This window comes from Agromyces sp. PvR057 (genome assembly GCF_040547485.1).
Classification (GTDB): Bacteria; Actinomycetota; Actinomycetes; order Actinomycetales; family Microbacteriaceae; genus Agromyces.
The window spans coordinates 387,961-408,759 of record NZ_JBEPPT010000001.1; the positions used below are offsets into that span (position 1 = coordinate 387,961).

Annotated in this window: 19 protein-coding genes and 1 tRNA gene; 12 read left to right on the forward strand and 8 right to left on the reverse strand. The window is 71.4% G+C overall.

The window, feature by feature from the left end; genetic code table 11:
* Positions 1-47: 47 nt before the first annotated feature.
* On the reverse strand, positions 48-857 hold the full coding sequence (locus ABIC29_RS01745) for an ABC transporter permease (protein ID WP_354242172.1): 810 nt from the start codon (positions 855-857) through the stop codon (positions 48-50).
* The gene (locus tag ABIC29_RS01750; RefSeq protein ID WP_116080581.1) at positions 854-1,801 is read right to left on the reverse strand and encodes an ABC transporter ATP-binding protein; all 948 of its coding nucleotides are present in this window, start codon (positions 1,799-1,801) and stop codon (positions 854-856) included. Before ABIC29_RS01750 ends, ABIC29_RS01745 begins: the two co-directional genes overlap by 4 nt.
* A 168-nt stretch (positions 1,802-1,969) precedes the next feature.
* Here ABIC29_RS01750 and ABIC29_RS01755 point away from each other — a divergent pair, with 168 nt between their 5' ends.
* Complete coding sequence (locus ABIC29_RS01755; RefSeq protein WP_354242176.1) at positions 1,970-4,681, forward strand: phosphoenolpyruvate carboxylase; 2,712 nt, start codon at positions 1,970-1,972, stop codon at positions 4,679-4,681.
* 2 nt (positions 4,682-4,683) lie between these two features.
* Here ABIC29_RS01755 and ABIC29_RS01760 read toward each other — a convergent pair whose 3' ends face one another.
* The gene (locus ABIC29_RS01760) at positions 4,684-6,078 is read right to left on the reverse strand and encodes an RNA polymerase sigma factor (protein ID WP_354242179.1); all 1,395 of its coding nucleotides are present in this window, start codon (positions 6,076-6,078) and stop codon (positions 4,684-4,686) included.
* Between the two features lie 7 nt (positions 6,079-6,085).
* Complete coding sequence (locus tag ABIC29_RS01765) at positions 6,086-6,427, reverse strand: YciI family protein (protein WP_116080584.1); 342 nt, start codon at positions 6,425-6,427, stop codon at positions 6,086-6,088.
* A gap of 180 nt (positions 6,428-6,607) precedes the next feature.
* Between ABIC29_RS01765 and ABIC29_RS01770 the strand changes: the two genes are divergently transcribed.
* Positions 6,608-6,949, forward strand: coding sequence for a YciI family protein (locus tag ABIC29_RS01770; RefSeq protein WP_116080585.1), 342 nt, complete (start codon positions 6,608-6,610; stop codon positions 6,947-6,949).
* A 12-nt stretch (positions 6,950-6,961) separates the two neighbouring features.
* Entirely contained in the window at positions 6,962-7,300 is a 339-nt protein-coding gene (locus ABIC29_RS01775; protein ID WP_354244561.1) for a YciI family protein, read from the forward strand.
* Between the two features lie 51 nt (positions 7,301-7,351).
* On the opposite strand, the gene ABIC29_RS01780 is transcribed toward ABIC29_RS01775, so the two are convergent.
* On the reverse strand, positions 7,352-8,170 hold the full coding sequence (locus ABIC29_RS01780; RefSeq protein WP_502915459.1) for a LysE/ArgO family amino acid transporter: 819 nt from the start codon (positions 8,168-8,170) through the stop codon (positions 7,352-7,354).
* A gap of 86 nt (positions 8,171-8,256) precedes the next feature.
* Between ABIC29_RS01780 and ABIC29_RS01785 the strand changes: the two genes are divergently transcribed.
* Both ABIC29_RS01785 and ABIC29_RS01790 read left to right on the forward strand, forming a co-directional pair.
* Positions 8,257-9,150 (forward strand): LysR family transcriptional regulator ArgP, encoded by an 894-nt coding sequence (locus ABIC29_RS01785; protein WP_116080588.1) that lies wholly within the window; start codon positions 8,257-8,259, stop codon positions 9,148-9,150.
* 184 nt (positions 9,151-9,334) lie between these two features.
* On the forward strand, positions 9,335-9,508 hold the full coding sequence (locus tag ABIC29_RS01790) for a CsbD family protein (RefSeq protein ID WP_082462533.1): 174 nt from the start codon (positions 9,335-9,337) through the stop codon (positions 9,506-9,508).
* Positions 9,509-9,638: 130 nt separating this feature from the next.
* On the opposite strand, the gene ABIC29_RS01795 is transcribed toward ABIC29_RS01790, so the two are convergent.
* The 3 genes from ABIC29_RS01795 to ABIC29_RS01805 all read right to left on the reverse strand — a co-directional run bounded on the left by ABIC29_RS01795 (position 9,639) and on the right by ABIC29_RS01805 (position 14,078).
* Complete coding sequence (locus tag ABIC29_RS01795; RefSeq protein WP_116080589.1) at positions 9,639-10,865, reverse strand: pyridoxal phosphate-dependent aminotransferase; 1,227 nt, start codon at positions 10,863-10,865, stop codon at positions 9,639-9,641.
* Positions 10,866-10,976: 111 nt separating this feature from the next.
* Positions 10,977-12,380, reverse strand: a complete 1,404-nt coding sequence (locus tag ABIC29_RS01800; protein WP_116082183.1) for an MFS transporter — start codon at positions 12,378-12,380, stop codon at positions 10,977-10,979.
* A 180-nt stretch (positions 12,381-12,560) separates the two neighbouring features.
* Positions 12,561-14,078: a deoxyguanosinetriphosphate triphosphohydrolase family protein gene (locus tag ABIC29_RS01805; RefSeq protein WP_116080590.1), complete on the reverse strand. Its 1,518-nt coding sequence runs from the start codon at positions 14,076-14,078 to the stop codon at positions 12,561-12,563.
* Between the two features lie 148 nt (positions 14,079-14,226).
* Here ABIC29_RS01805 and ABIC29_RS01810 point away from each other — a divergent pair, with 148 nt between their 5' ends.
* The 7 genes from ABIC29_RS01810 to ABIC29_RS01840 all read left to right on the forward strand — a co-directional run bounded on the left by ABIC29_RS01810 (position 14,227) and on the right by ABIC29_RS01840 (position 20,729).
* The gene (locus ABIC29_RS01810) at positions 14,227-17,289 is read left to right on the forward strand and encodes a hypothetical protein (protein ID WP_354242187.1); all 3,063 of its coding nucleotides are present in this window, start codon (positions 14,227-14,229) and stop codon (positions 17,287-17,289) included.
* Between the two features lie 110 nt (positions 17,290-17,399).
* A tRNA-Trp gene (locus ABIC29_RS01815) sits at positions 17,400-17,472 on the forward strand.
* A 40-nt stretch (positions 17,473-17,512) separates the two neighbouring features.
* The gene (secE, locus tag ABIC29_RS01820; protein WP_116082187.1) at positions 17,513-17,788 is read left to right on the forward strand and encodes a preprotein translocase subunit SecE; all 276 of its coding nucleotides are present in this window, start codon (positions 17,513-17,515) and stop codon (positions 17,786-17,788) included.
* 62 nt (positions 17,789-17,850) lie between these two features.
* Positions 17,851-18,780, forward strand: coding sequence for a transcription termination/antitermination protein NusG (nusG, locus tag ABIC29_RS01825; protein WP_116080591.1), 930 nt, complete (start codon positions 17,851-17,853; stop codon positions 18,778-18,780).
* 195 nt (positions 18,781-18,975) lie between these two features.
* Complete coding sequence (gene rplK, locus ABIC29_RS01830) at positions 18,976-19,404, forward strand: 50S ribosomal protein L11 (protein ID WP_067872872.1); 429 nt, start codon at positions 18,976-18,978, stop codon at positions 19,402-19,404.
* Positions 19,405-19,537: 133 nt separating this feature from the next.
* Positions 19,538-20,227, forward strand: a complete 690-nt coding sequence (rplA, locus tag ABIC29_RS01835) for a 50S ribosomal protein L1 (protein WP_116080592.1) — start codon at positions 19,538-19,540, stop codon at positions 20,225-20,227.
* 136 nt (positions 20,228-20,363) lie between these two features.
* Positions 20,364-20,729: an iron chaperone gene (locus tag ABIC29_RS01840; RefSeq protein ID WP_116080593.1), complete on the forward strand. Its 366-nt coding sequence runs from the start codon at positions 20,364-20,366 to the stop codon at positions 20,727-20,729.
* Positions 20,730-20,799 lie beyond the last annotated feature (70 nt).

Here is a 20,799-nt window from a genome sequence, read left to right on the forward strand (position 1 = left end):
GATGGTTCGGGTTTCGATCCGCGGTGTGCGGGCCACGGATGCCGCGCTCAGGCGTCGCGGCGGATCCACCGGAACGTGAGGCGGCTGAGCAGGAGCCCCACGACGAGCCACACGAGCAGCGCGATCGCAACGCCCGGCAGGTTCCACGACTCGTTCTGCTCGAGGGCCTCCCAGCCATCGGGCAGGAACACCGAGCGCATGCCCTGGGCGATCCACTTGAGGGGGAAGATGCTCGCGATGTTCTGCAGCCAGTCGGGCAGCATGTTCCACTGCAGGTAGACGCCCGAGATGAACTGCAGGATCAGGCCGATCGGGATCACGACGGCGGCGGCGCTCTTGCCCGACCGCGGCAGGGCCGACAGGGCGATGCCGATGAGCGCGCACGTCGTGAGGCCGAGCACGAACACCCAGGCGAAGGTCACCCACTTCTCGGGCTCGGTCGGCAGGGCGATGCCGAGCACGAGCCAGCCGGCGAGGATCAGCAGCGTCGCCTGCAGGGTTCCGGTCACGAACACCTGGCCGATCTTGCCGAGGAAGTAGGCCACCGGTGAGAGGGGGGTGCCGCCGAGGCGCTTCAGCGTGCCGTTCGACTTCTCGAGGGCGATGTCGATCGCGAGGTTCTGCACGCCGGAGAGGAAGATCCCCGACGCGAGCATCGCCGGCAGGTACAGCGCCGCCACCGAGATCTCCGACCCGCGAGGGCCGACCTCGCCCGATGCGCTGAATGCGGCCGAGAAGATCGCGAGCATCACGAACGGGAAGAGGAACGTGAAGAACAGCGTGTCGGGTGCCCGGAAGTACATCCGGGTCTCCACGCCGATGCGCGCGCTGCCCTGGGTCATCACGTTCGTGCTCATGCGGCCGGCTCCTCGGCGTCGGCGGCCGTCGAGGCCGCGGTGGCGTGCTCGGCCGTGCGTGCGCCGGGGTTGACGGCGGCGGCCCGCTCGGCACTGCGCACGAGGCCGAGGTAGACGTCCTCGAGCGTCGGGCGGATCACCTCGAGTGCCCGCGGCTCGCCGCCGAGCGCGTCGACGATGGATGCCACGACCCGGCCGGGTTCGTGGGTGCGCACCTCGTGGGTCCGGCCCTCGGCGCCGATCCACCGCACGACCGGCACGCGCGCCTCGGCGCCGCCGATCTCGGTGATGCCGCCGACGTCGAGCAGGCGCCCGCCGGCGATGACCCCGGCACGGTCGGCCAGCTGCGCGGCCTCGTCGAGGTAGTGCGTCGTGAGCAGGATGGTCGTGCCCTCGGCCTTCAGCGAGCGGATGAGCTCCCAGAACTGCTGGCGCGCCTCGGGGTCGAAGCCGGTGGTGGGCTCGTCGAGGAAGAGCAGCTCCGGCCGCCCGACGATGCCGAGCGCCACGTCGACGCGGCGCTGCTGTCCGCCCGAGAGCTTCGCGACCCTCGTGTTCGCCTTCGCCTCGAGGCCGACGGCCGCGATCACGTCGTCGACGTCGCGGGGATTCGGGTAGAGCCCCGCGAAATGCCGCAGCACCTCGCGCACGGTGAGCAGGCCGGTCTCGCCGCCGGTCTGCAACACGATGCCGAGCCGGGACTTCCAGTCGCGCCCGCCATGGGCCGGGTCCACGCCGAGCACGGCGACGTCTCCGGCGGTGCGGGTGCGGTAGCCCTCGAGGATCTCGACGGTCGTGGACTTGCCCGCGCCGTTCGGTCCGAGCAGGGCGAACGTCTCGCCGGAGCGGATGTCGAGGTCGATGCCGTCGACGGCGGCGATACCGCCGTAGACCTTGCGGAGCCCGCGGATCCGGACCGCGACGTCGCTGGGTGTGGGGTGCATGCTTCGAGCCTGCCCTGCCGCGCCCTCGCGCAACACCCCTTGTCCGGACGATCCTTGCATCCATCGATCGGGGGATGCGCTGCGGGCGGCACGCGTTCCGAGCGGTCGCCGTGTGAACAGCGCGTCACAGGATTTCGACCTCGCCCAGTCCGGCAGTAGCTTCGAGGAATGCCCAGCACCTCGGAATCCGCATACGACCGCGACCGCGAACTCGTCGTCAGCGACATCGACGCGAGCTTCCGCGCCGATGTGAGCCTGCTCGGCGGACTGCTCGGCACGATCCTCGTCGAGGCGGGCGGCCAGGAGCTCTTCGACGACGTCGAGCGCCTTCGTCACGCGACGATCCACGCGCACGAGACGCGCGACGACGCCGCGCTCGCCGAGGCCGAGCGCATCGCGGCCTCGTTCGACCCGGCACGTGCCGAGCAGGTCGCCCGTGCCTTCACCGTGTACTTCCACCTCGTGAACCTCGCCGAGGAGCACCAGCGGGTGCGCATCCTCCGCACGCGCGCCGAGTCCCGCGAGCGGCTCTCGCGCGCCGGCGGCGACGCGGCCGAGTCCGGTGCCTCGGCGCTCGGGCGCATCGACGGGTCGCTCTCGGCCACGATCCGCCTGCTCGTCGGCGAGGTCGGCGCCGACGAGGCGAGGGCCCGCGTCGAGAAGCTCAGGTTCCACCCGGTGCTCACGGCACACCCCACCGAGGCGCGCCGCCGTGCGATCGCCTCGGCGATCCGCCGCATCGGCGAGCTCGTCGACGAGCGCGACGACCTCACCCGCGGCGACCGCACGCGCGCCGAGATCGACCGCCGCCTGCTCGAGGAGATCGACATCCTCTGGCGCACGGCCCCGCTGCGCACGACCCGCCCGACCCCGCTCGACGAGGTGCGCACCGCGATGGGCGTGTTCGACCAGACCCTGTTCGAGGTCGTGCCGCAGGTGTACCGCAGCATCGACGACCGACTGCAGCCCAACTCCGCGGGCCGCGCAGCGCCCGTCGCACCGGCGTTCCTGCGTGTCGGCAGCTGGATCGGCGGCGACCGCGACGGCAACCCGTACGTGACCGCCGAGACCACGCGCGAGGCGGCGCACATCGCCGCGGAGCACGTGCTGCTCGGCCTGGAGCGCGCCGCCCAGCGCATCGGCCGCACGCTCACGCTCGACGCGAAGGACACCCCGGCGTCGGCCGAGCTCGCCGAACTGCTCGCCGCGCAGGAGGCGCTCGCCCCCAACGTGACCGCGACGATCGGCACCCGGGCGCCGCACGAGCCCCACCGCCGGGTGCTGCTCGTCGTCGCCGAGCGCATCGCGGCGACGCGCCGCGGCGACGCCGACCTCGCGTACCCCGCCCCCGAGGCGCTGCTCGCCGACCTGCGCGTGCTGCAGGACTCCCTCCGCCAGGGCGGCGCGCTCCGCAGCGCGAACGGCGAGCTGCAGCACCTGATCTGGCAGGCCGAGACCTTCGGGTTCCACCTCGCCGAGCTCGAGGTGCGCCAGCACTCCAAGGTGCATCGGCAGGCGCTCGCCGAGATCCGTGCGGGCGGCGACCTCGGCGAGACCACCGAGGAGGTGCTGTCGGTGTTCCGGGTCATCGCCGAGCTGCAGCGCCGGTTCGGCGTGCGCACGGTCCGCCGCTACATCGTGTCGTTCACGCAGAGCCCCGACGACCTCGCGAACGTCTACGAACTGGCGGCCGCGGCGCTCGGCGCCGATGCCGACGACGTCGCGATCGACGTGGTTCCGCTGTTCGAGACGTTCGCCGACCTCGAGGCCAGCGTCGAGATCCTCGACGCGATGCTCGAGCTCGACCAGGTGCAGGCGCGCCTCGCGGCGACCGGCCGCAAGGTCGAGGTCATGCTCGGCTACTCCGACTCGTCGAAGGACGTCGGTCCCGTCTCGGCCACCCTCGCGCTGCACGGGGCGCAGGCGCGCATCGCGGCCTGGGCCGAGCGCAACGACATCGAGCTGACCCTGTTCCACGGTCGCGGCGGCGCGCTCGGACGCGGCGGCGGCCCCGCCAACGAGGCCGTGCTCGCGCAGCCGGCCGGCTCGGTCGAGGGCCGCCTCAAGATCACCGAGCAGGGTGAGGTCATCTTCGCCCAGTACGGCGATCCGGCGATCGCCAAGCGCCACCTCGAGCAGATGGCCTCGGCGGCGCTGCTGGCCGGCAGCCCATCGAACGAGGCCCGAAACCGGGCGGCCGACGAGCGCTACGGCGACCTCGCCGCGACGCTCGACGAGGCATCCCGCACCAGGTTCCACTCGCTCGTGAAGGCCGAGGGCTTCGCGCCCTGGTTCGCCGACGTCACGCCCATGGAGGAGGTCGGGCACCTCGCGCTCGGCTCGCGCCCGGCCCGTCGCGGCCTCTCGGTCGAGTCGCTCGACGACCTGCGCGCCATTCCGTGGGTGTTCTCGTGGAGCCAGGCCCGCATCAACCTCGCGGCATGGTTCGGTCTCGGCACCGCGCTCGAGTCCGTCGGCGACGAGGAGCTGCTCCGCGAGGCGTACGCGGAATGGCCGCTGTTCACCGCCATGATCGACAACTTCTCGATGTCGCTCGCGAAGACCGACGAGCGCATCGCCGCCCGCTACCTCGCCCTCGGCGAGCGCGCCGACCTCGCGGGCCTCGTGCTCGACGAGATGCGCCTCACGAAGCAGTGGCTCGGCCGCGTCACGCAGAGCGACGAGCTGCTCGTCGCCCGCCCCGTGCTCGCGAAGGCGGTGCGCCTGCGCAGCCCGTACGTCGACGCCCTCTCGCTGCTGCAGCTGCGCGCGCTCACGGCGATCCGGTCGGGCGAGACCGACCTGCCGAGCGACGACCACCACGCGCTGCTGCTGCTCACGGTCAACGGCGTCGCCGCGGGCGTGCAGAACACGGGCTGAGCTCAGCCGGCGTCGGGCCCGGCGGCGGTCCCGCCGTCGAGCTCGGCGAGCCTGCGCTCGAGGAAGCGCCGCTCGGGCTCGGTCGGCGCCAGGGCGATGGACTGACGGAGGCGTTCGGCCGCGGCATCCGTTCGCCCGAGCCTGCGCAGCAGGTCGGCCTGCGCCGCGGGCAGCAGGTGGTACCGGTCGAGGGCTCCGGATGCCGCGAGCCGGTCGAGTTCGTCCAGCCCCGCCCGTGGGTCGCCGGCGAGGCCCACCGCCACGGCGCGATTGAGCTCGACGACCGGAGACGGCGTGATCTCGAGCAGGGCGTCGTAGCGCCGCACGATCGCGGGCCAGTCGGTGTCGTCGGCGTGCGCCGCCCTCGCGTGCTCGCGCTGGATCTCGGCCTGCAGGCGGTACGGGCCCGCGGCGTCGGATGCGGTCGGGCCGGCCGCATCGCTGCCGCCCGCGTCGAGCCGGTCGAGCACCGCGAGCCCGTCGGCGGTCTCGGCGGCGTTCCATCGCGTGCGGTCCTGCTCGTCGAGCGGCACGAGATCGCCCGACGCATCGACGCGAGCCGTCGAGCGCGCATGCTGCAGCAGCAGGAGCGCGAGGAGCCCTGCGGCCTCGGCCTCGTCGGGCATGAGGTCGACGACGAGCCGCGCGAGCCGGATCGCCTCCTCCTGAAGGTCGAGCCGCAGCAGCCGGTCGCCCGAGCTCGCGAGGTACCCCTCGTTGTGCACGAGCATGAGCACCGCGAGCACGCCGTTCAGGCGCCGCCGCAGCTCGTCGCCCTCGGGCACCCGGTAGGGGATGCCCGCGTTGCGGATCTTGCGCTTGGCCCGCACGAGCCGCTGCGCCATCGTCGCCTCCGGCACGAGGAACGCGCGCGCGATCTCGGGCGTCTCGAGGCCGCCGACGGTGCGCAGGGTCAGTGCGACCCTGGCCTCGAGCGGCAGTGCCGGGTGCGCGCACGTGAAGACCAGCCGCAGCCGGTCGTCGATCTCGTTCGCGGCCGCGGCGAGGTCGGCCGGATCGGTCGGCGCGCCGGGTCCCCGCATCTCGTCCATCACCATCCACTCCCTGACCTTGTCGAGCTCGACTCCGCGGCGGCGCAGCACGTCCAGCGCCCGGTTGCGCGCGACGGTCGTGAGCCAGGCGCCCGGATTGTCGGGCACGCCCTCGACGGGCCAGCGCTCGGCCGCACGCACGAACGCGTCGGCCGCGGCATCCTCGGCGAGGTCCCAGTCGCGGGTCGCGCGGATCAGCGTCGCGACGATGCGCGTCCACTCCTCGCGGTAGGCGAGGTCGACGGCTTCGCGTGCGGCGGGTGCCGGGGCCGACGGACGCCGGGCCGCGGCATCCGTCGACCCCGGCGCGCCCGTCGGCGACGGGTCGGGCTCGGCCCGCGTCATCCGTCGATCACTCGTCTTCCTCGCCGTTCCAGAAGGGCCGCAGCTCGATGCGCCCGCCCCTGGCCATCGGATGCCGCGACGCGACCTCGATGGCCTCGTCGAGGTCTCGGCACTCGAGGATGTCGAACCCCGCGATCCACTCCTTCGACTCGGTGAAGGGGCCGTCGGTCACGATGGTCTCGCCGTTGCGGACGCGCACGAGCGTGGCGTCGCGCACGGGCTGCAGTCGCTGGCCCTCCAGCCGCGTGCCGCGGGCGTCGTTCTCGTCGACCCACTGCTCGACGGGGATGCCGTCGTCGCCGGAGCGGTCGGGCTCGGGGTCGGTGGCGACGAACATGACGTATCGCATCTGATCTCCTCGGTTCGATGTTCACGGTATGCCCAGGCGACGAACGGCGACAGGATGAATCGACACCTGCCGGGACATCCGTCGAAAGCGAGGTGCGCGGATGTCGCGGACGGTGTCGATCGCGCGTCGCCCCGTTCGTCGCAGGGGAAAGCGCAGATGGAACGAGAGGAGCGCACCGTGATGGAGATCATGATGTTCGTGGTCGACGACCCCGAGGTCGACGCCGGCGAGGTCGATCAGGAGGCCGTCGCCGAGTGGGATCGCGTCAGGGCCGAGCAGGGCGTGCTGAAGCGCGCCATGCGGCTGCGACCCGCCGACGAGGCCGTGACCGTGCGGGTCAGGGGCGGCGAGACGATCGTGACCGACGGTCCGTTCACCGAGTCGAAGGAGTGGATCGCCGGCTACGACATCCTCGAGGTCGAGGACCTCGATCAGGCCGTCGAGCTCGCGAAGGCCGACCAGCTCGCGCGTCACGGCGCCCTCGAGCTGCGGCCCTTCTGGACCCTGCACGGGGAGGAGTGAGCCGTGGAGTTCATGATGTTCGTCGTGCACGATCCCGAGGCCGAGCCGTACGTGGCGGAGGAGGACGACATGGCCGAGTGGGACGCCGAGATGGTGCGCCGGGGCGTCTCGATCATCGGAGATCGGCTGCGCCCGCCCGAGTATGCGAAGACCGTTCGCGTGCGCGGCGACGAGGCGATCGTCACCGACGGCCCGTTCACGGAGTCGAAGGAGTGGGTCGCGGGGTTCGACGTCATCGAGGTGCGAGACCTCGAGGAGGCGATCGAGGTCGCGTCGCGGCATCCGATGGCCAGGTTCGGAAAGATCGAGTTGCGTCGGGCGTGGCCGCTCAGCGAGGGCTTCGAGCGCTAGGGCGGATGCCGCGGGCCGGCGTCGTGCCGGCCCGCGGCGTCGGCGGCCGGCTCAGTGCGGGAGCACGAGCATCACGCCGAGCGCGATCATGACCACGGCGATGACCCCGTCGAGCACGCGCCATGCGCGCGGACTCGCGAGCACCCCGCCGAGCAGGCGCGAGCCGTAGGCCAGGCCGAAGAACCACAGCAGGCTCGCGAGGCCCGCGCCGACGGCGAACGCCCAGCGCCCGTCGCCGTGCGTGTTCGCGATCGAACCGAGCAGGAACACGGTGTCGAGGTACACGTGCGGGTTCAGCCAGGTCAGGGCCAGGCACGTGAGCACGGCGGCCATGAGCGTCGTGCGGCCCGTGGCCGGGTGCCGGCGCGCCGTCCGGCTCGCGGGTTCGGGCTCGTTCGACGTGCGCGGGCGTTCGATCGTCGGGGTCGCGGATGCCGCGGACGGGCCGGGTGCGGCTGCCGGGGTGTCCCGACCCCGGCCCTCCGTTCCCGGCCCGTCCGCGACCTCCGCGACCGCCTCCGCCTCCGCGACCGCCTCCGCCGCCTCGGTCGCCTGCTCGGCGGGGATCGCGCCCTCGCTCGCGACGAGTGCTTCGCCGCTCGGCCGGATCGCGCGCTTCGCCGCGAGGAGCCCGTAGACGACGAGGAACGCCGCGCCCGCCCAGCGCACGGCCTCGACGAGCCATGGCACGGCCTGCAGCACCGCGCCGACGCCCGAGACGCCGAGCACGATGAGAGCGAGGTCGCTCATGGCGCAGATCGCGGCGACGGCGAAGACGTGCTCGCGGCGGATGCCCTGGCGCAGCACGAACAGGTTCTGCGCGCCGATGGCGACGATGAGCGAGAGGCCGAGGCCGAGGCCGGCGAGCATGGCGGAGAGGGGCACGCTTCGACGGTAGGCGCGAAACGGGCATCAATCCAGCTCATGTTCCTTCAGAAGCATTAGCGTTGCTTCAGATGGAGATCCCGACCGACCTCGCGCGCACGCTCGCCGTCGTCATCGACGAGGGCACGTTCGACGCGGCCGCGCGGCGCCTGCGCCTCACCCCGTCGGCCGTGTCGCAGCGCGTCAAGGCGCTCGAGCAGCAGCTCGGCCGGGTGCTCGTGGTGCGCAGCAAGCCGGCGCGCGCGACCGAGGCCGGCGCCGCCGTCGTGCGGCTCGCACGCCAGCTCGCGCTGCTCGAGCACGACACGCTCGCCGCGTTCGGGCTCGACGCCGAGTCCGCCGACGCGGCGCGGCCCGTGACGCTGCCGCTCGCCGTGAACGCCGACTCGCTCGCCACCTGGTTCCTGCCGGCGCTCGCGCGCGTGGCCGACCGGCATCCGGTGGTCTTCGACCTGCATCGCGACGACCAGGACTTCACGGCCGGCCTGCTCGAGTCGGGCACGGTCATGGGCGCCGTCACGTCGCAGGCCGATCCGGTCGCCGGATGCCTCGTGCGGCCGCTCGGAACGATGCGCTACGAGGCCGTGGCGACCTCCGCGTTCGCCGCGCGCTGGGGGCTGCCGGGGCGCACCTGGGCCTTCGCCGCCGCGCCCATCGTCGAGTTCGACCGCCGCGACGACCTGCAGCGCCGGTACCTCGCCGCCCGCGACGTCGACCCCGACTCCCCGCCCCGGCACTTCGTGCCGGCCTCCGCCGACTTCGCGGCCGCCGTGAAGCTCGGCCTCGGCTGGGGACTGCTCCCGGCGTTCCAGTCGGCCGACGAGCTCGCGGCCGGAACCCTCGTGCCCCTCGGCGGGCCGCCCGTCGACGTGCCGTTGCACTGGCAGCAGTGGAACCTGCGCTCGCCGCTGCTCGACGCCGTCGCCGACGCGCTCGCCGCCGAGGCCGCGACCGCGCTGCGCTGACCGGTCACGCGGGCGCCGTCGTCGCGGAAACGGCGCGAGCCACCGCCAGCCCCGTCGTGCGGGTGCGTGTCGCCGATCGTTAGGCGATTCCGCCTGTGAACTCAACCCCTTGTCGCCGCTCCACGCGAAGCGTTGACTGGATCCAACAGCACGGCAGACCGCCGCCGCTGGGAAGGAGTCCATCATGGGAACCGATGACCGCATCAAGAACACCGCCGAAGACCTCGGGGGCAAGGCCAAAGAGGCCCAGGGCAAGCTGACCGGAGACGACTCGAAGGTCGCCGAGGGCAAGGCCGATCAGGCCAAGGCCGACCTGAAGAACGCCGCCGAAGACGTCAAGGACGCCTTCAAGCACTGACCCCCTTCGACTCCCTCGGTGGCGATGGCGCAGCCGGGGGCCTGAAAGCGAGAACGCCCGCACACCGGGGAGTGCGGGCGTTCTCGTGCGTCCGGGCGGCGCGGCCGCCCGTCGTCGGAGTCGCGGGTCGTTACGCGAACAGGCGCTGCAGGCGCTGCACGCCCTCGAGGAGCGGTGCGTCGCCCAGCGCATAACTGAACCGAAGGAATCCGCTGGGGCCGAACGCCTCGCCGGGAACGGCGGCGACCTCGGCCTGGTCGAGGATCAGGTCGGCGAGCTCGAGCGAGTTCGTCGGCGTGACGCCGCCCCACTCGCGACCGAGCAGCCCCGAGACATCCGGGTAGACGTAGAACGCGCCCTCGGGCACGGGAACCGTGAGCCCGTCGATCTTCGACAGTTCCGACACGATGAGCCGGCGACGGCGGTCGAACGCGCGGCGCATCTCCTCCACGGCGTCCTGGGGGCCGTTCAGCGCGGCGATCGCCGCCCGCTGCGACACGTTCGACACGTTCGACGTGAGGTGCGACTGCAGGTTCGCGGCGCCCTTGATGACGTCGGCGGGGCCGACCATCCAGCCGAGTCGCCAGCCGGTCATGGCGTACGTCTTCGCGACGCCGTTGACGAGGATCGTCTGGTTCGCGAGCCCGGGCACGGCCTCGACGATCGACAGGGCGCGAGGCGCGGGCGCCTCGGCGTCGCCGTCGATGGGCGCGTACGTGAGGTTCTGGTAGATCTCATCGGAGACGACCCAGATGCCGTGCTCGAGCGCCCACTCGCCGATGGCGCGCGTCTGCTCGGGGGAGTACACCGCGCCGGTCGGGTTCGACGGCGACACGAACAGCAGCACCTTGGTGCGCTCGGTGCGAGCGGCCTCGAGCTGCTCGACCGTCACGAGGTAGCCCTGCTCGGAGCCGGCGAAGACGTCGACCTGCACGCCGCCGGCGAGCTTGATCGCCTCGGGGTAGGTGGTCCAGTAGGGGGTCGGCACGAGCACCTCGTCGCCCGCGTCGAGCAGCACCTGGAACGCTTGGTAGACGGCCTGCTTGCCGCCGTTCGTGACGACGACCTGGCCGGGCGAGACCTCGAGGCCGGAGTCGCGCAGGGTCTTCGCGGCGATCGCCTCGCGCAGCTCGGGCAGGCCGGGCGCCGGCGTGTAGCGATAGTTCTTGGGGTCGTGCACGGCTGCGAGCGCCGCCTCGACGATGTGCTCGGGCGTCGCGAAGTCGGGTTCGCCCGCGGCATACGAGATGACGGGGCGGCCCTCGGCCTGCAGGGCCTTCGCCTTCGCATCGACCTTGAGGGTCGCGGACTCGGCGATGGCGGCGATACGGGAGGACAGGCGCGGCTTCTCGGTCACCCGAGAAGTCTACCGAGCGGATGGCGCGGGCGACGGAGTGCGTCGCGAACGGTGTCGGATGCCGCGTGCCTGCGCCGCGGCATCCGTCGCCTGCGTGCCGGCCTGCCGCCGTCAGTCCGCGTCGCGCGCCGAGAGGGGCTCGGCGATGTCCTCGAGCGACTTGCGCTCGGCCGAGACGCCGAGGAAGACCTCGACGAGGCCGGCCCCGATCATGAGCCCGGCGCCGATGTAGTACCCGACCGCGACGGCCGGGATGCCGTCTTCGATCAGCTGGCCGAAGAGCACCGGGCCGATGATGCCGCCGATGCCGGTGCCGAGGGCGTAGAAGAACGCGATCGACATGGCGCGGGTCTCGAGCGGGAAGATCTCGCTCACGGTGAGGTACGCGCTGGACGCCCCGGCCGAGGCGAAGAAGAAGACGACGACCCAGCACGCGGTGAGCCAGAACGCGTCGAGCACGCCGTTGGCGAAGAGCATGCCCGTGCCGACGAGCAGCACGCCCGAGACGATGTACGACGACGAGATCATGACCTTTCGGCCGACGCTGTCGAAGAACCGGCCGAGCAGCAGCGGCCCGAGGAAGTTGCCGATCGCGATCGGCACGAGCGACCACGGGGCGATGTCGTCGGGAACCCCGAGCAGCTTCGTGAGCACGAGCGCGTAGGTGAAGAACACGGCGTTGTAGAGGAAGGCCTGGCCGATGAAGAGCGAGAGCCCCAGCACGAACCGCTTCGGGTACCGGGTCACCGCGGTCTTCGCGATCTCGACGAAGCCGGTGCTGGCCCGCTGCTTGATGCGGATGGCCCGGTCGTCGTCGACGGGATCGAGCTCGCTCCCCGTCTCCTCCTCGATCGTGTGCTCGATCTCGCCGACGAGCCGCTCGGCCTCCTCGTCGCGGCCGTGGATGAACATCCAGCGCGGCGACTCCGGCACGTTGCGCCGCACGAGGAGGATCACGAGCCCGAGCACGGCGCCGAGGCCGAACGCGAGCCGCCAGCCGACGTCGGGGGCGAAGAGCGCCGGGTTCAGCAGGAACACGGTGAGGACCGCGCCGAACGCGGTGCCGAGCCAGTAGGAGCCGTTGATGGCGAGATCGACGGCACCGCGCCGCCTGGCCGGGATCAGCTCGTCGATGGCGGAGTTGATCGCCGCGTACTCCCCGCCGATGCCGGCACCGGTGAGGAACCGGCAGACGAAGAACCACATCGGGGTGAACGAGAAGGCCGTCGCGACGGTGGCGACCAGATACAGGCCGAGCGTGATGATGAAGAGCTTCTTGCGACCGAACCGATCGGTGAGGTACCCGAAGACGAGTGCTCCGATGCACGCGCCGGCCACGTAGATGCCCGCCGCGAGGCCGACCTCGGCGGTCGTGAGGCCGAGGCCGCTCTCGGGCTCGGTCAGCCGACTGCCGAGGGCGCCGACGATCGTCACCTCGAGGCCGTCGAGGATCCACACGGTGCCGAGCCCCAGTACCACGAGCCAGTGCCACCTGGCCCACGGCAGCCGGTCCATGCGCGCCGGGATCTTCGTCGAGATCGTCTTGAGCGTGGTCGTCGTCATCGTCGCAGCCCTCCCCGTTCCGCGACGACGATAAGCCCATGCGCGCGGGGGCAGCTCGGGGTTGACAGCGGGCGGCGGGCGCTCCTCGAGGCCCGTGCTCGCGCAGGCCGGTGCTCCGACGGGCGCGTGCCCCTACAGGTTCTGCCCGATGTCCCACAGCCGGTCGGGACGCCCGTCGATCGCCTCGGAGACGGCGAGCGCCTGGTCGTCGCTGAGCGACGCGACGTAGTCGATGACGCCGCGCCCGACGCCGAGGCGGTGCACGTCGCCGGCATCCGGAACCGGAACGCCCTCGGGCTTCGCGACCCGCAGCAGGGCGTAGCCCTCGGTGGCGAGGTCGACGAGTTCGCGCAGGCGCTGCGGCACGCGGTGGCGGTCGATGTCGTCGGTGATCCACGCGGTGAGGCCCTTGACGGCGCGCGTGAGCACCCGGCTGAGGCCGCGCTGGTACATCGCGATGTCGGAGCGGTCGAGGATGAAGTGCCGATGCACGAACTTCAGCACCTCGACCTCGTGCCAGGCGAGCCGGTCGAGGGTCACGAGGCCCGTGCGGATCTCGTCGGCCGGAGCGGGCACGACCGAGGTCTGCAGGTGGCTGATCCACCGGTTCGTGAACGACGAGAGCGAGCGTTCCGACGCGATCGACCCGTCGAAGGGGATCGCGAGCAGCCCGTCGACGAGGTCGTCGGCCACCACGTCGACGGCCTCGCGGAACGCGTCGTCGGAGGCCATCCACGCGTCGGAGCGGTGCAGCTTGCGGCGCAGGCTCTCGAGCGCGGCGCCGGGGGGCGCCGAGCGGGCCGAGATCGCGTCGGCGTCGAGCTCGCGCAGCTCCGCGCCGTTCTCGATGAAGCCGCGGAACTCGCGGGCCACCGAGCCCTGGCTCAGCAGGCCCGCGCGATAGAAGTCGTCGACGTCGTGGATCGAGTACGCGATGTCGTCGGCGATGTCCATGATCGAGCACTCGAGCGACTGCTGCATGGGCGGCAGTCCCGTTCGGGCCGAGAACAGGTCGGCCGCGTCGAGGTCGTACGCCGAGAACTTCGCGACCTCGATGCCGCCGGAGACGCGGCGCATGCCGCGGGGCAGGGGGCCGGGCTGCATCGACGCGGCGTCGACGAACCTGGTCCACGGGTACTTCGCGACGGCCGCGCGCACCGCGGCGGTGAGGTTCAGGCCGTGCGGGGCGTTCGCCGAGACATCCAGCGTCGCGATGATGCGGTAGGTCTGCGCGTTGCCCTCGAAGCCGTCGGAGAGCCCCAGCGTCTCGCGGGCCAGGCGGTCGAGCACGCGCTCGCCGAGGTGTCCGAACGGGGGATGGCCGAGGTCGTGCGCGCTCGCGGCGGCCTGCACGGCCACGGCGTCGCAGCCGTGCTCGAGCGCGAGCGCGCGGCCGGGCGACGCGGGATCGGTCAGCCCGACGGCGATCGCGCGCGCGACCGCGGTGACCTTGATCGAGTGCGTCAGCCGGTTGTGGATCAGCGGGCCGGCGCCGGGCTGCGCGATGACCTGCGTCACCGCCGAGAGGCGCGAGAAGTACGGCGAGAACCGGATGCGCTCGAGGTCGAGCCGGAACTGCGAGTGCTCGCCGGTGACCTGCACGCTCGTGCTGGGCTCGGTCACGAGCCGGGTTCCGCGTTCGACGATCATCGAGCCCCCATTCGGCGCAGAGTCGGGTGCCGAGGGCGGATGCCGCGCCCCGGCGTGCTCCCAATCTACGGGTGGTGCGCTGCGCCGCCCGTCCGGTGGCGGAGATCACAAGTGGGTCACGCGACCCACTTCGGGGTATGATCCGCGCGTGACGAAGCACCCCGGCGCGATGACGCGCCTCGCTCGACCCCTGCTCGCGGTGGTCGCCGCCCTGATCCTGCTCGCGCTCGGCGCGGGCATCGCGTTCGTGCTGACCGACGCGCTCGGCATCAGCACCGAATCCGCCGACATCCCCACCGAGGAGCTTGTGGCCGCGCCCGCGTCGGCGAGCGTGCCGCCGCCGGTGTTCACGAGCATCGACGCGCCGGGCTCGCCCCGGCTCGACGCGGCAGTGGCCGAGCTCGAGTCGGCGGTATCGGATGCCGCGGCGACCGCCGCGACTGCGACGCTCTCGGTCGTGGCGGGCGGCGGCGACCCCGCCGACGAGGCCTACACGCTCGAGGGGGAGCCGAACGCGCTGCGCATCGTCGCCGCGAGCGAGACGGGCGCCGTCCGCGGCGTCTACGACCTCGCGCAGGCCGTGCGGGACGGCCGCTCGACGGCCGAGCGCCTCGGCGAGCGCGTCGAGTCGCGGCTCGGGTTCCGCATGGCCGACCTCGGTGCGGTCGGCGTCGAGGTCGACGAGGAGGCGTGGGCCGCCGGCGACGACTACTCGCACAACTCGAAGGCGTTCGAGGACGTCATCCTGCCCGACGCGCCCTACATCGACGAGGCGGCGCTCGCCGTCGCGCGCGAGGACTTCGACGCCTACGTCGACCACCTGCTCGCCGAGGGGTACACCGCGGTCGCGGTGCCCGGCCTGCTGGAGTACCTCACGTTCTCCGACGTCGGCGACGGCACCGAGGTGTACGAGCCCGACGACGAGCACGTGGCACGGGCCCTCGCCATGCGCGAGGCGTTCGGCCCGATGTGGCAGTCCGCGCGCGACGCGGGCCTGCAGGTGTTCCTCCGCACCGACATGCTCGTGGTCACGACCCCGCTCGAGGAGTACCTCACCGAGCGGTTCGGCGGGCTCGACACCGAGAACTCCGAGTTCTGGGAGGTCTACGCAGCCGGGCTCGACGAGCTCTACCGCGAGATGCCGGCCATCGACGGCGTGCTCATCCGCATCGGCGAGGCCGGCCAGGTCTACGACCTGCCCGACTGGGACTACAGCTCGAGGCTCGCCGTGACGACCGTCGCGGCCGTGCAGACGATGCTCACCACGCTGCTCGACCAGGCCGAGCGGGCCGATCGCGAGGTCATCTTCCGCACCTGGACCGTCGGGGTGGGCGCGGTCGGCGACCTCCACACGAACGCCGACTCGTACCGCACGGTCTTCGAGGGCATCGACTCCGACCGGCTCATCGTGTCGACGAAGTACACGCTCGGCGATTTCTACAGCCACCTGCCGATCAACGACACGCTCGAGATCGGCGACCAGCGCCGCATCATCGAGTTCCAGAGCCGCCGCGAGTTCGAGAACTTCGGCGCGTGGCCGAACGACCTCGGGGACCTCTACGCGCAGTCGCTCGATCGGCTGCTCGCCGCGAACCCGCACATCGAGGGCATCTGGACGTGGACGCAGGACGGCGGCCCCTGGCGGGCCGGTCCGCTCTCGCTCGAGCTGAAGGCGGGGTTCTGGCAGCTCGCCGAGCTGAACACCGAGCTCGCCGTGCGGCTCGCACGCGACCCGTCGCTGGATCCGGCATCCGTCACCGCGGACTGGGCGCGGCGGTGGTTCTCGGATGACGCGGCGACCGTGCAGGCCATCACGCAGGCGATGACCGACTCCCGCGAGGCGATCACCGACGGGCTCTACATCGGCCCGTACGCGGAGCATCGGGTGAAGGCGATCGGGCTCGAGCCGCCGCCCATGATGTGGATCTTCGAGTGGGACATCCCCACGGGCGACAGCGCCGCGCTCGACGTGATCTACGCGATCGCGCGCGACGACCTCGACGAGGCGATCGCCGGCGGACCGCGCGCCGTCGACGCGGTCGAGCGCATGCAGGCGCTCATCGACGGAACCGACGCCGCCACGTGGAAGGATGCCGGGCTCCGCGACGCGTTCCGGGAGTCGCTCGCGTACGAGCGCAGCACGCTCGCGATGCTCGCCGACTACCGCGCCATGGTGCTGCACAAGGCCCAGTGGCACGACACGCGGGATGCCGCGGCCTACGAGGAATGGCAGGAGGCGCGCACGGCGTTCCTCGCGTCGTCGGCGGAGCACGAACGGGACTACGCGGGTGACCCGTACCACCCCGCCTACAACCTCACCGCGGCCAGGCTCGGCCTCGATCGGGCCGAACGCGACCAGGCCATGGGCTGGGCGGCCGGTGCGACGCTCGTGCTGACCCTGCTCTGGATCGCGTACGGCATCGCCGCCCGCTCCCGCCGTGTGGGCGCGTGGCCGGGCGCCCGGCTCGCCCGGGCCATGTGGATCGCTGCCACGAGGCCCTGGCGGGCGCCGGAGGTCACGGCGGCCCTCGGCCGCGCCGAACGCGTGCTCCTCGTCGCGATCCCCGCCGTCGCGCTGGTGCTCAGTCGCTGCATCCTCACGTGGTTCGCGGCGCCCGCGCACCTCGTGGCGACGCTCGGGGCGTGGCTCGTGTTCGGCCTCGTCGTGCTGCTCCTGGCGCGCCGGCTCGGCGGCCGCGGGGCCATGGCCTCCGTCGCGGCATCCGTCGGCGGAGCCGTGATGCTGCGCGTCGCCCTGCTCTCGTTCGCGCTCGCGCCGACCGGACCCGGCGGGTACTGGTTCGGGTTCTGGACCGATCCGGTCGCGCGGTCGGCGTACTCGACCGTCGCGTTCGCGCTGTTCGCGTGGGTGATCGTGGCCGCCGGATGGGCGCTCGCCCGGTCGATCGGCGCCCGACGGGCGATCGGGGCCGTGGCGACCGCATGCGGCGCCGCGATCGCGGTCATCGCGGGCCTCGTCGCGATCATCGGCCTCGAGGCCGCCCTGACGGCCTGGAACGACCAGATGGCGCTGCTCCCGTGGGGGCTCTCGCGAATCCTCGGCATCACGGTCTACCTCGACATCCCGGCGGATTCCGCGTGGTGGGCGGCACTCGCCGGCGTCGTCGTGGCGGCCATCGGAGCGATGCTCCTGATCGCCCGACGAGCCCCGCGCGGAGCCCGGTTTGGCGGTGGGGCATCCGTCGCCTAAACTTGCTGAGGTTGCGCACGACGACCAAGCTTTCCCGTGCCCGAATCCTTCCGGATTTCGAGTAGGGTGAGCCGGTCACAAGGTGTGACCTTCGGAGGCGACGTCTCCGAAGGGCGGTGGCTCAATTGGTAGAGCAGCGGTCTCCAAAACCGCAGGTTGCAGGTTCGAGTCCTGTCCGCCCTGCGAGCCGGCAGTGATTGCCGGCCCACGAAAGGTGTACGAGGTGGCCCGGAAGATCATCGACGAACCCAGCGAGGATGTCGTCGCCAACGCGAAGCGCGAGCGCGCATCGCGGCGAAACCCCTTCGCGCGGATCGCGTTGTTCATTCGGCAGGTCATCGCCGAACTGAAGAAGGTCGTCACCCCGACCCGCAAGGAACTCTTCAGCTTCACCGTGGTCGTGCTCGTGTTCGTCGTCATCATGATGGCGCTCGTCTGGGCACTCGACTCGGTGTTCGGATGGGTAGTGCTGTACGTCTTCGGGTCGACAGGGGCCTGATCAGCCACTCGTCCTGAAGAACCGCGCGTCGCAGGGCGCACGCAAGAGAAGGAATCGAGAAATTGGCAAAGACTGAGCGCGACGACGTCGACTGGGCCACGGCCGCAGAGCAGTCGGCCGAAGACGACGAGGCCCAGGAGGGCAACTCGCTCGAGCACGACGAGCAGTCGGTCGAGCCGGCCGAGCAGCGTGCCGTCCACGTCGTCGACGACGAAGGAAACGACGTCGACCTCGATGCCGTTCTCGACGCCATCGCCGAGGCGAACGACCCCGAGGCCGACGCCGTCGTCGACGACGCCCTCGACATCGACTCGGTCGAAGAGGCCGACGCCGCACTCGAGGCCGTCACCGAGGAGAGCGAAGAGCCCGAGCACGACCCCTACGAGGAGTTCCGCAACGAACTGCGCTTCCTCCCGGGCAAGTGGTTCGTCATCCACTCCTACGCGGGCTTCGAGCGCCGCGTGAAGGCGAACATCGAGCAGCGCCGCGAGTCGATGGCCATGGCCGACTACATCTACCAGGTCGAAGTGCCGATGGAAGACGTCGTCGAGATCAAGAACGGCCAGCGCAAGATGGTCACCCGCGTGCGCATCCCCGGCTACGTGCTGGTCCGCATGGACCTGAACGAGGAGAGCTGGTCGGTCATCCGCCACACTCCCGGTGTCACCGGATTCGTCGGCAACGCCCACAACCCGGCGCCGCTCCGCTTCGAAGAGGCCTTCGGCATGCTGAAGAGCCTCGTCGAGATCAAGGACGTCGCCCCGGTCAAGGGCGCCAAGGGCGGCTCGTCCGCCGGCGCCGCACGCGCCGTCCCGGCCGAGGTCGACTTCGAGATCGGCGAGACCATCACCATCAAGGACGGCTCGTTCGCGGGCCTGCCCGGCTCGATCAGCGAGATCAAGCCCGAGAGCGGCAAGCTCACGGTCCTCGTCTCGCTGTTCGAGCGCGAGACCCCGGTCGAGCTCAGCTTCGACCAGGTCACCAAGCTCTAGCCACCAGCTCGGGTCGCGTCGGCGCGCGAGCGCCGTCTCGAGAGCCGAGCACACCTTCACAGGCTCCGCGCAGCGACACTCCGGTACACTCGGAGGGTTGTGCTGCGCGAGCACCACGATCCACCGCCCTCCGGAACCGCCGGTCGAGCGGGAGAGTGCCCAGGACTTGGGCGTTCGAACAGAAAGAGAGAAATCATGGCACCGAAGAAGAAGGTCACTGGTCTGATCAAGCTTCAGATCAAGGCCGGCGCCGCCAACCCCGCCCCGCCCATCGGCCCGGCGCTGGGTCAGCACGGCGTCAACATCATGGAGTTCTGCAAGGCGTACAACGCGCAGACCGAGTCGCAGCGCGGCAACGTCATCCCCGTTGAGATCACCGTCTACGAGGACCGTTCGTTCACCTTCATCCTGAAGACCCCGCCCGCCGCAGAGCTCATCAAGAAGGCTGCCGGCGTCGCCAAGGGTTCGGGCGTCCCGCACACCACCAAGGTCGGCAAGCTGACCCAGGCGCAGGTGCGCGAGATCGCCGAGTCGAAGATGGTCGACCTCAACGCCAACGACCTCGACGCTGCGTCGAAGATCATCGCCGGCACCGCCCGCTCGATGGGCATCACGGTCGAGTAATCGCCTCGCCGGTCGAAGCCGCGGTCAGCGTCGCAGATCGGCACCGGATGCCACGGCATCCGTCACGTCAGAATTTCACTCGTGGCAGCGCCCGCCAGGCGCGATGACCACACTCTCTCCAAGGAGAACCAACATGGCACAGAAGTCCAAGGCCTACCGGGCCGCGGCCGAGAAGATCGAGGCCGACAAGTTCTACACGCCGACCGACGCCGTCGCACTCGCGAAGGAGACCGGTTCGGCGAAGTTCGACTCGACCGTCGAGGTCGCGCTGAAGCTCGGCGTCGACCCCCGCAAGGCAGACCAGATGGTGCGCGGCACCGTCATCCTGCCGCACGGCACCGGCAAGACCGCTCGCGTCATCGTGTTCGCGACCGGCCCCGCCGCCGAGGCTGCCCTCGCGGCCGGCGCTGACGAGGTCGGCGGCGCCGAGCTCATCGAGAAGGTCGCCGCTGGCTACACCTCGTTCGACTCCGCCGTCTCGACCCCCGAGCTCATGGGCCAGGTCGGTCGTCTCGGCAAGGTCCTCGGCCCGCGCGGTCTCATGCCGAACCCCAAGACCGGCACCGTGACCCCGAACGTCGGCCAGGCCGTCTCCGACATCAAGGGCGGCAAGATCGAGTTCCGCGTCGACAAGCACGCCAACGTGCACTTCGTCGTCGGCAAGGCGTCGTTCACCGCCGAGCAGCTCGACGAGAACGTGAAGGCCGCCCTCGACGAGGTCGTCCGTCTCAAGCCGTCCAGCGCCAAGGGCCGCTACATCCAGAAGGGCGCCGTGTCGACCACGTTCGGCCCCGGCATCCCCCTGGACGTCAACGCCATCTAGTCGCACAGACTCCACCGTCGAGACGTGACGTCTCATGACGGCAGAAGGGCCCATCGGTTCGCCGATGGGCCCTTTTCTGTCCCCAGTCCGAGGGGGTGCGCTGGCCGCGCACCGGCCCCGGTGGCAGGATTCCGCCATGGGGATCATCGACGCGCACGTCGAGCGGGCAGCCGCAGGCAACCGAGCCGCGCTCGCGCGGGTCTACGCGGTCGCGCGCGAGTCGACGCCCGACCTCACCGAGGGTGAGAGCTACGGCATGCCGGCGCTCCTGTACCGAGGCAAGGGCTTCGTCGCCGCGCTCGAGGCGAAGACCCATCTCGGCCTCTACCCGTTCAGCGGCAAGGTGCTGCCCGCGCTCGAAGATCGGTTGACCGGCTTCGAATGGTCGCAGGGTGCGCTGAAGTTCACGGCGCAGCACCAGATCCCCGACGACCTGCTGCGCCTGATCTTCGCGACGCGTCGCGGCGAGATCGACCAGCAGCTCGACCGCAAGAAGCGCTAGCGCCGCCTGCCTGCCTGCCTGCCTGCCTGCCTGCCGCTCGCGCCCGCGCACGCACGCCCGCGCGACCGCG

Coding starts and splice junctions, on each gene's coding strand:
- ABIC29_RS01745 (WP_354242172.1), bottom strand. CDS start 857: ATGAGCACGAACGTGATGACCCAGGGCAGCGCGCGCATCGGCGTGGAG.
- ABIC29_RS01750 (WP_116080581.1), bottom strand. CDS start 1,801: ATGCACCCCACACCCAGCGACGTCGCGGTCCGGATCCGCGGGCTCCGC.
- ABIC29_RS01755 (WP_354242176.1), top strand. CDS start 1,970: ATGCCCAGCACCTCGGAATCCGCATACGACCGCGACCGCGAACTCGTC.
- ABIC29_RS01760 (WP_354242179.1), bottom strand. CDS start 6,078: ATGACGCGGGCCGAGCCCGACCCGTCGCCGACGGGCGCGCCGGGGTCG.
- ABIC29_RS01765 (WP_116080584.1), bottom strand. CDS start 6,427: ATGCGATACGTCATGTTCGTCGCCACCGACCCCGAGCCCGACCGCTCC.
- ABIC29_RS01770 (WP_116080585.1), top strand. CDS start 6,608: ATGGAGATCATGATGTTCGTGGTCGACGACCCCGAGGTCGACGCCGGC.
- ABIC29_RS01775 (WP_354244561.1), top strand. CDS start 6,962: ATGATGTTCGTCGTGCACGATCCCGAGGCCGAGCCGTACGTGGCGGAG.
- ABIC29_RS01780 (WP_502915459.1), bottom strand. CDS start 8,170: ATGCTCGCCGGCCTCGGCCTCGGCCTCTCGCTCATCGTCGCCATCGGC.
- ABIC29_RS01785 (WP_116080588.1), top strand. CDS start 8,257: ATGGAGATCCCGACCGACCTCGCGCGCACGCTCGCCGTCGTCATCGAC.
- ABIC29_RS01790 (WP_082462533.1), top strand. CDS start 9,335: ATGGGAACCGATGACCGCATCAAGAACACCGCCGAAGACCTCGGGGGC.
- ABIC29_RS01800 (WP_116082183.1), bottom strand. CDS start 12,380: ATGGACCGGCTGCCGTGGGCCAGGTGGCACTGGCTCGTGGTACTGGGG.
- ABIC29_RS01805 (WP_116080590.1), bottom strand. CDS start 14,078: ATGATCGTCGAACGCGGAACCCGGCTCGTGACCGAGCCCAGCACGAGC.
- rplK (WP_067872872.1), top strand. CDS start 18,976: ATGGCACCGAAGAAGAAGGTCACTGGTCTGATCAAGCTTCAGATCAAG.
- rplA (WP_116080592.1), top strand. CDS start 19,538: ATGGCACAGAAGTCCAAGGCCTACCGGGCCGCGGCCGAGAAGATCGAG.
- ABIC29_RS01840 (WP_116080593.1), top strand. CDS start 20,364: ATGGGGATCATCGACGCGCACGTCGAGCGGGCAGCCGCAGGCAACCGA.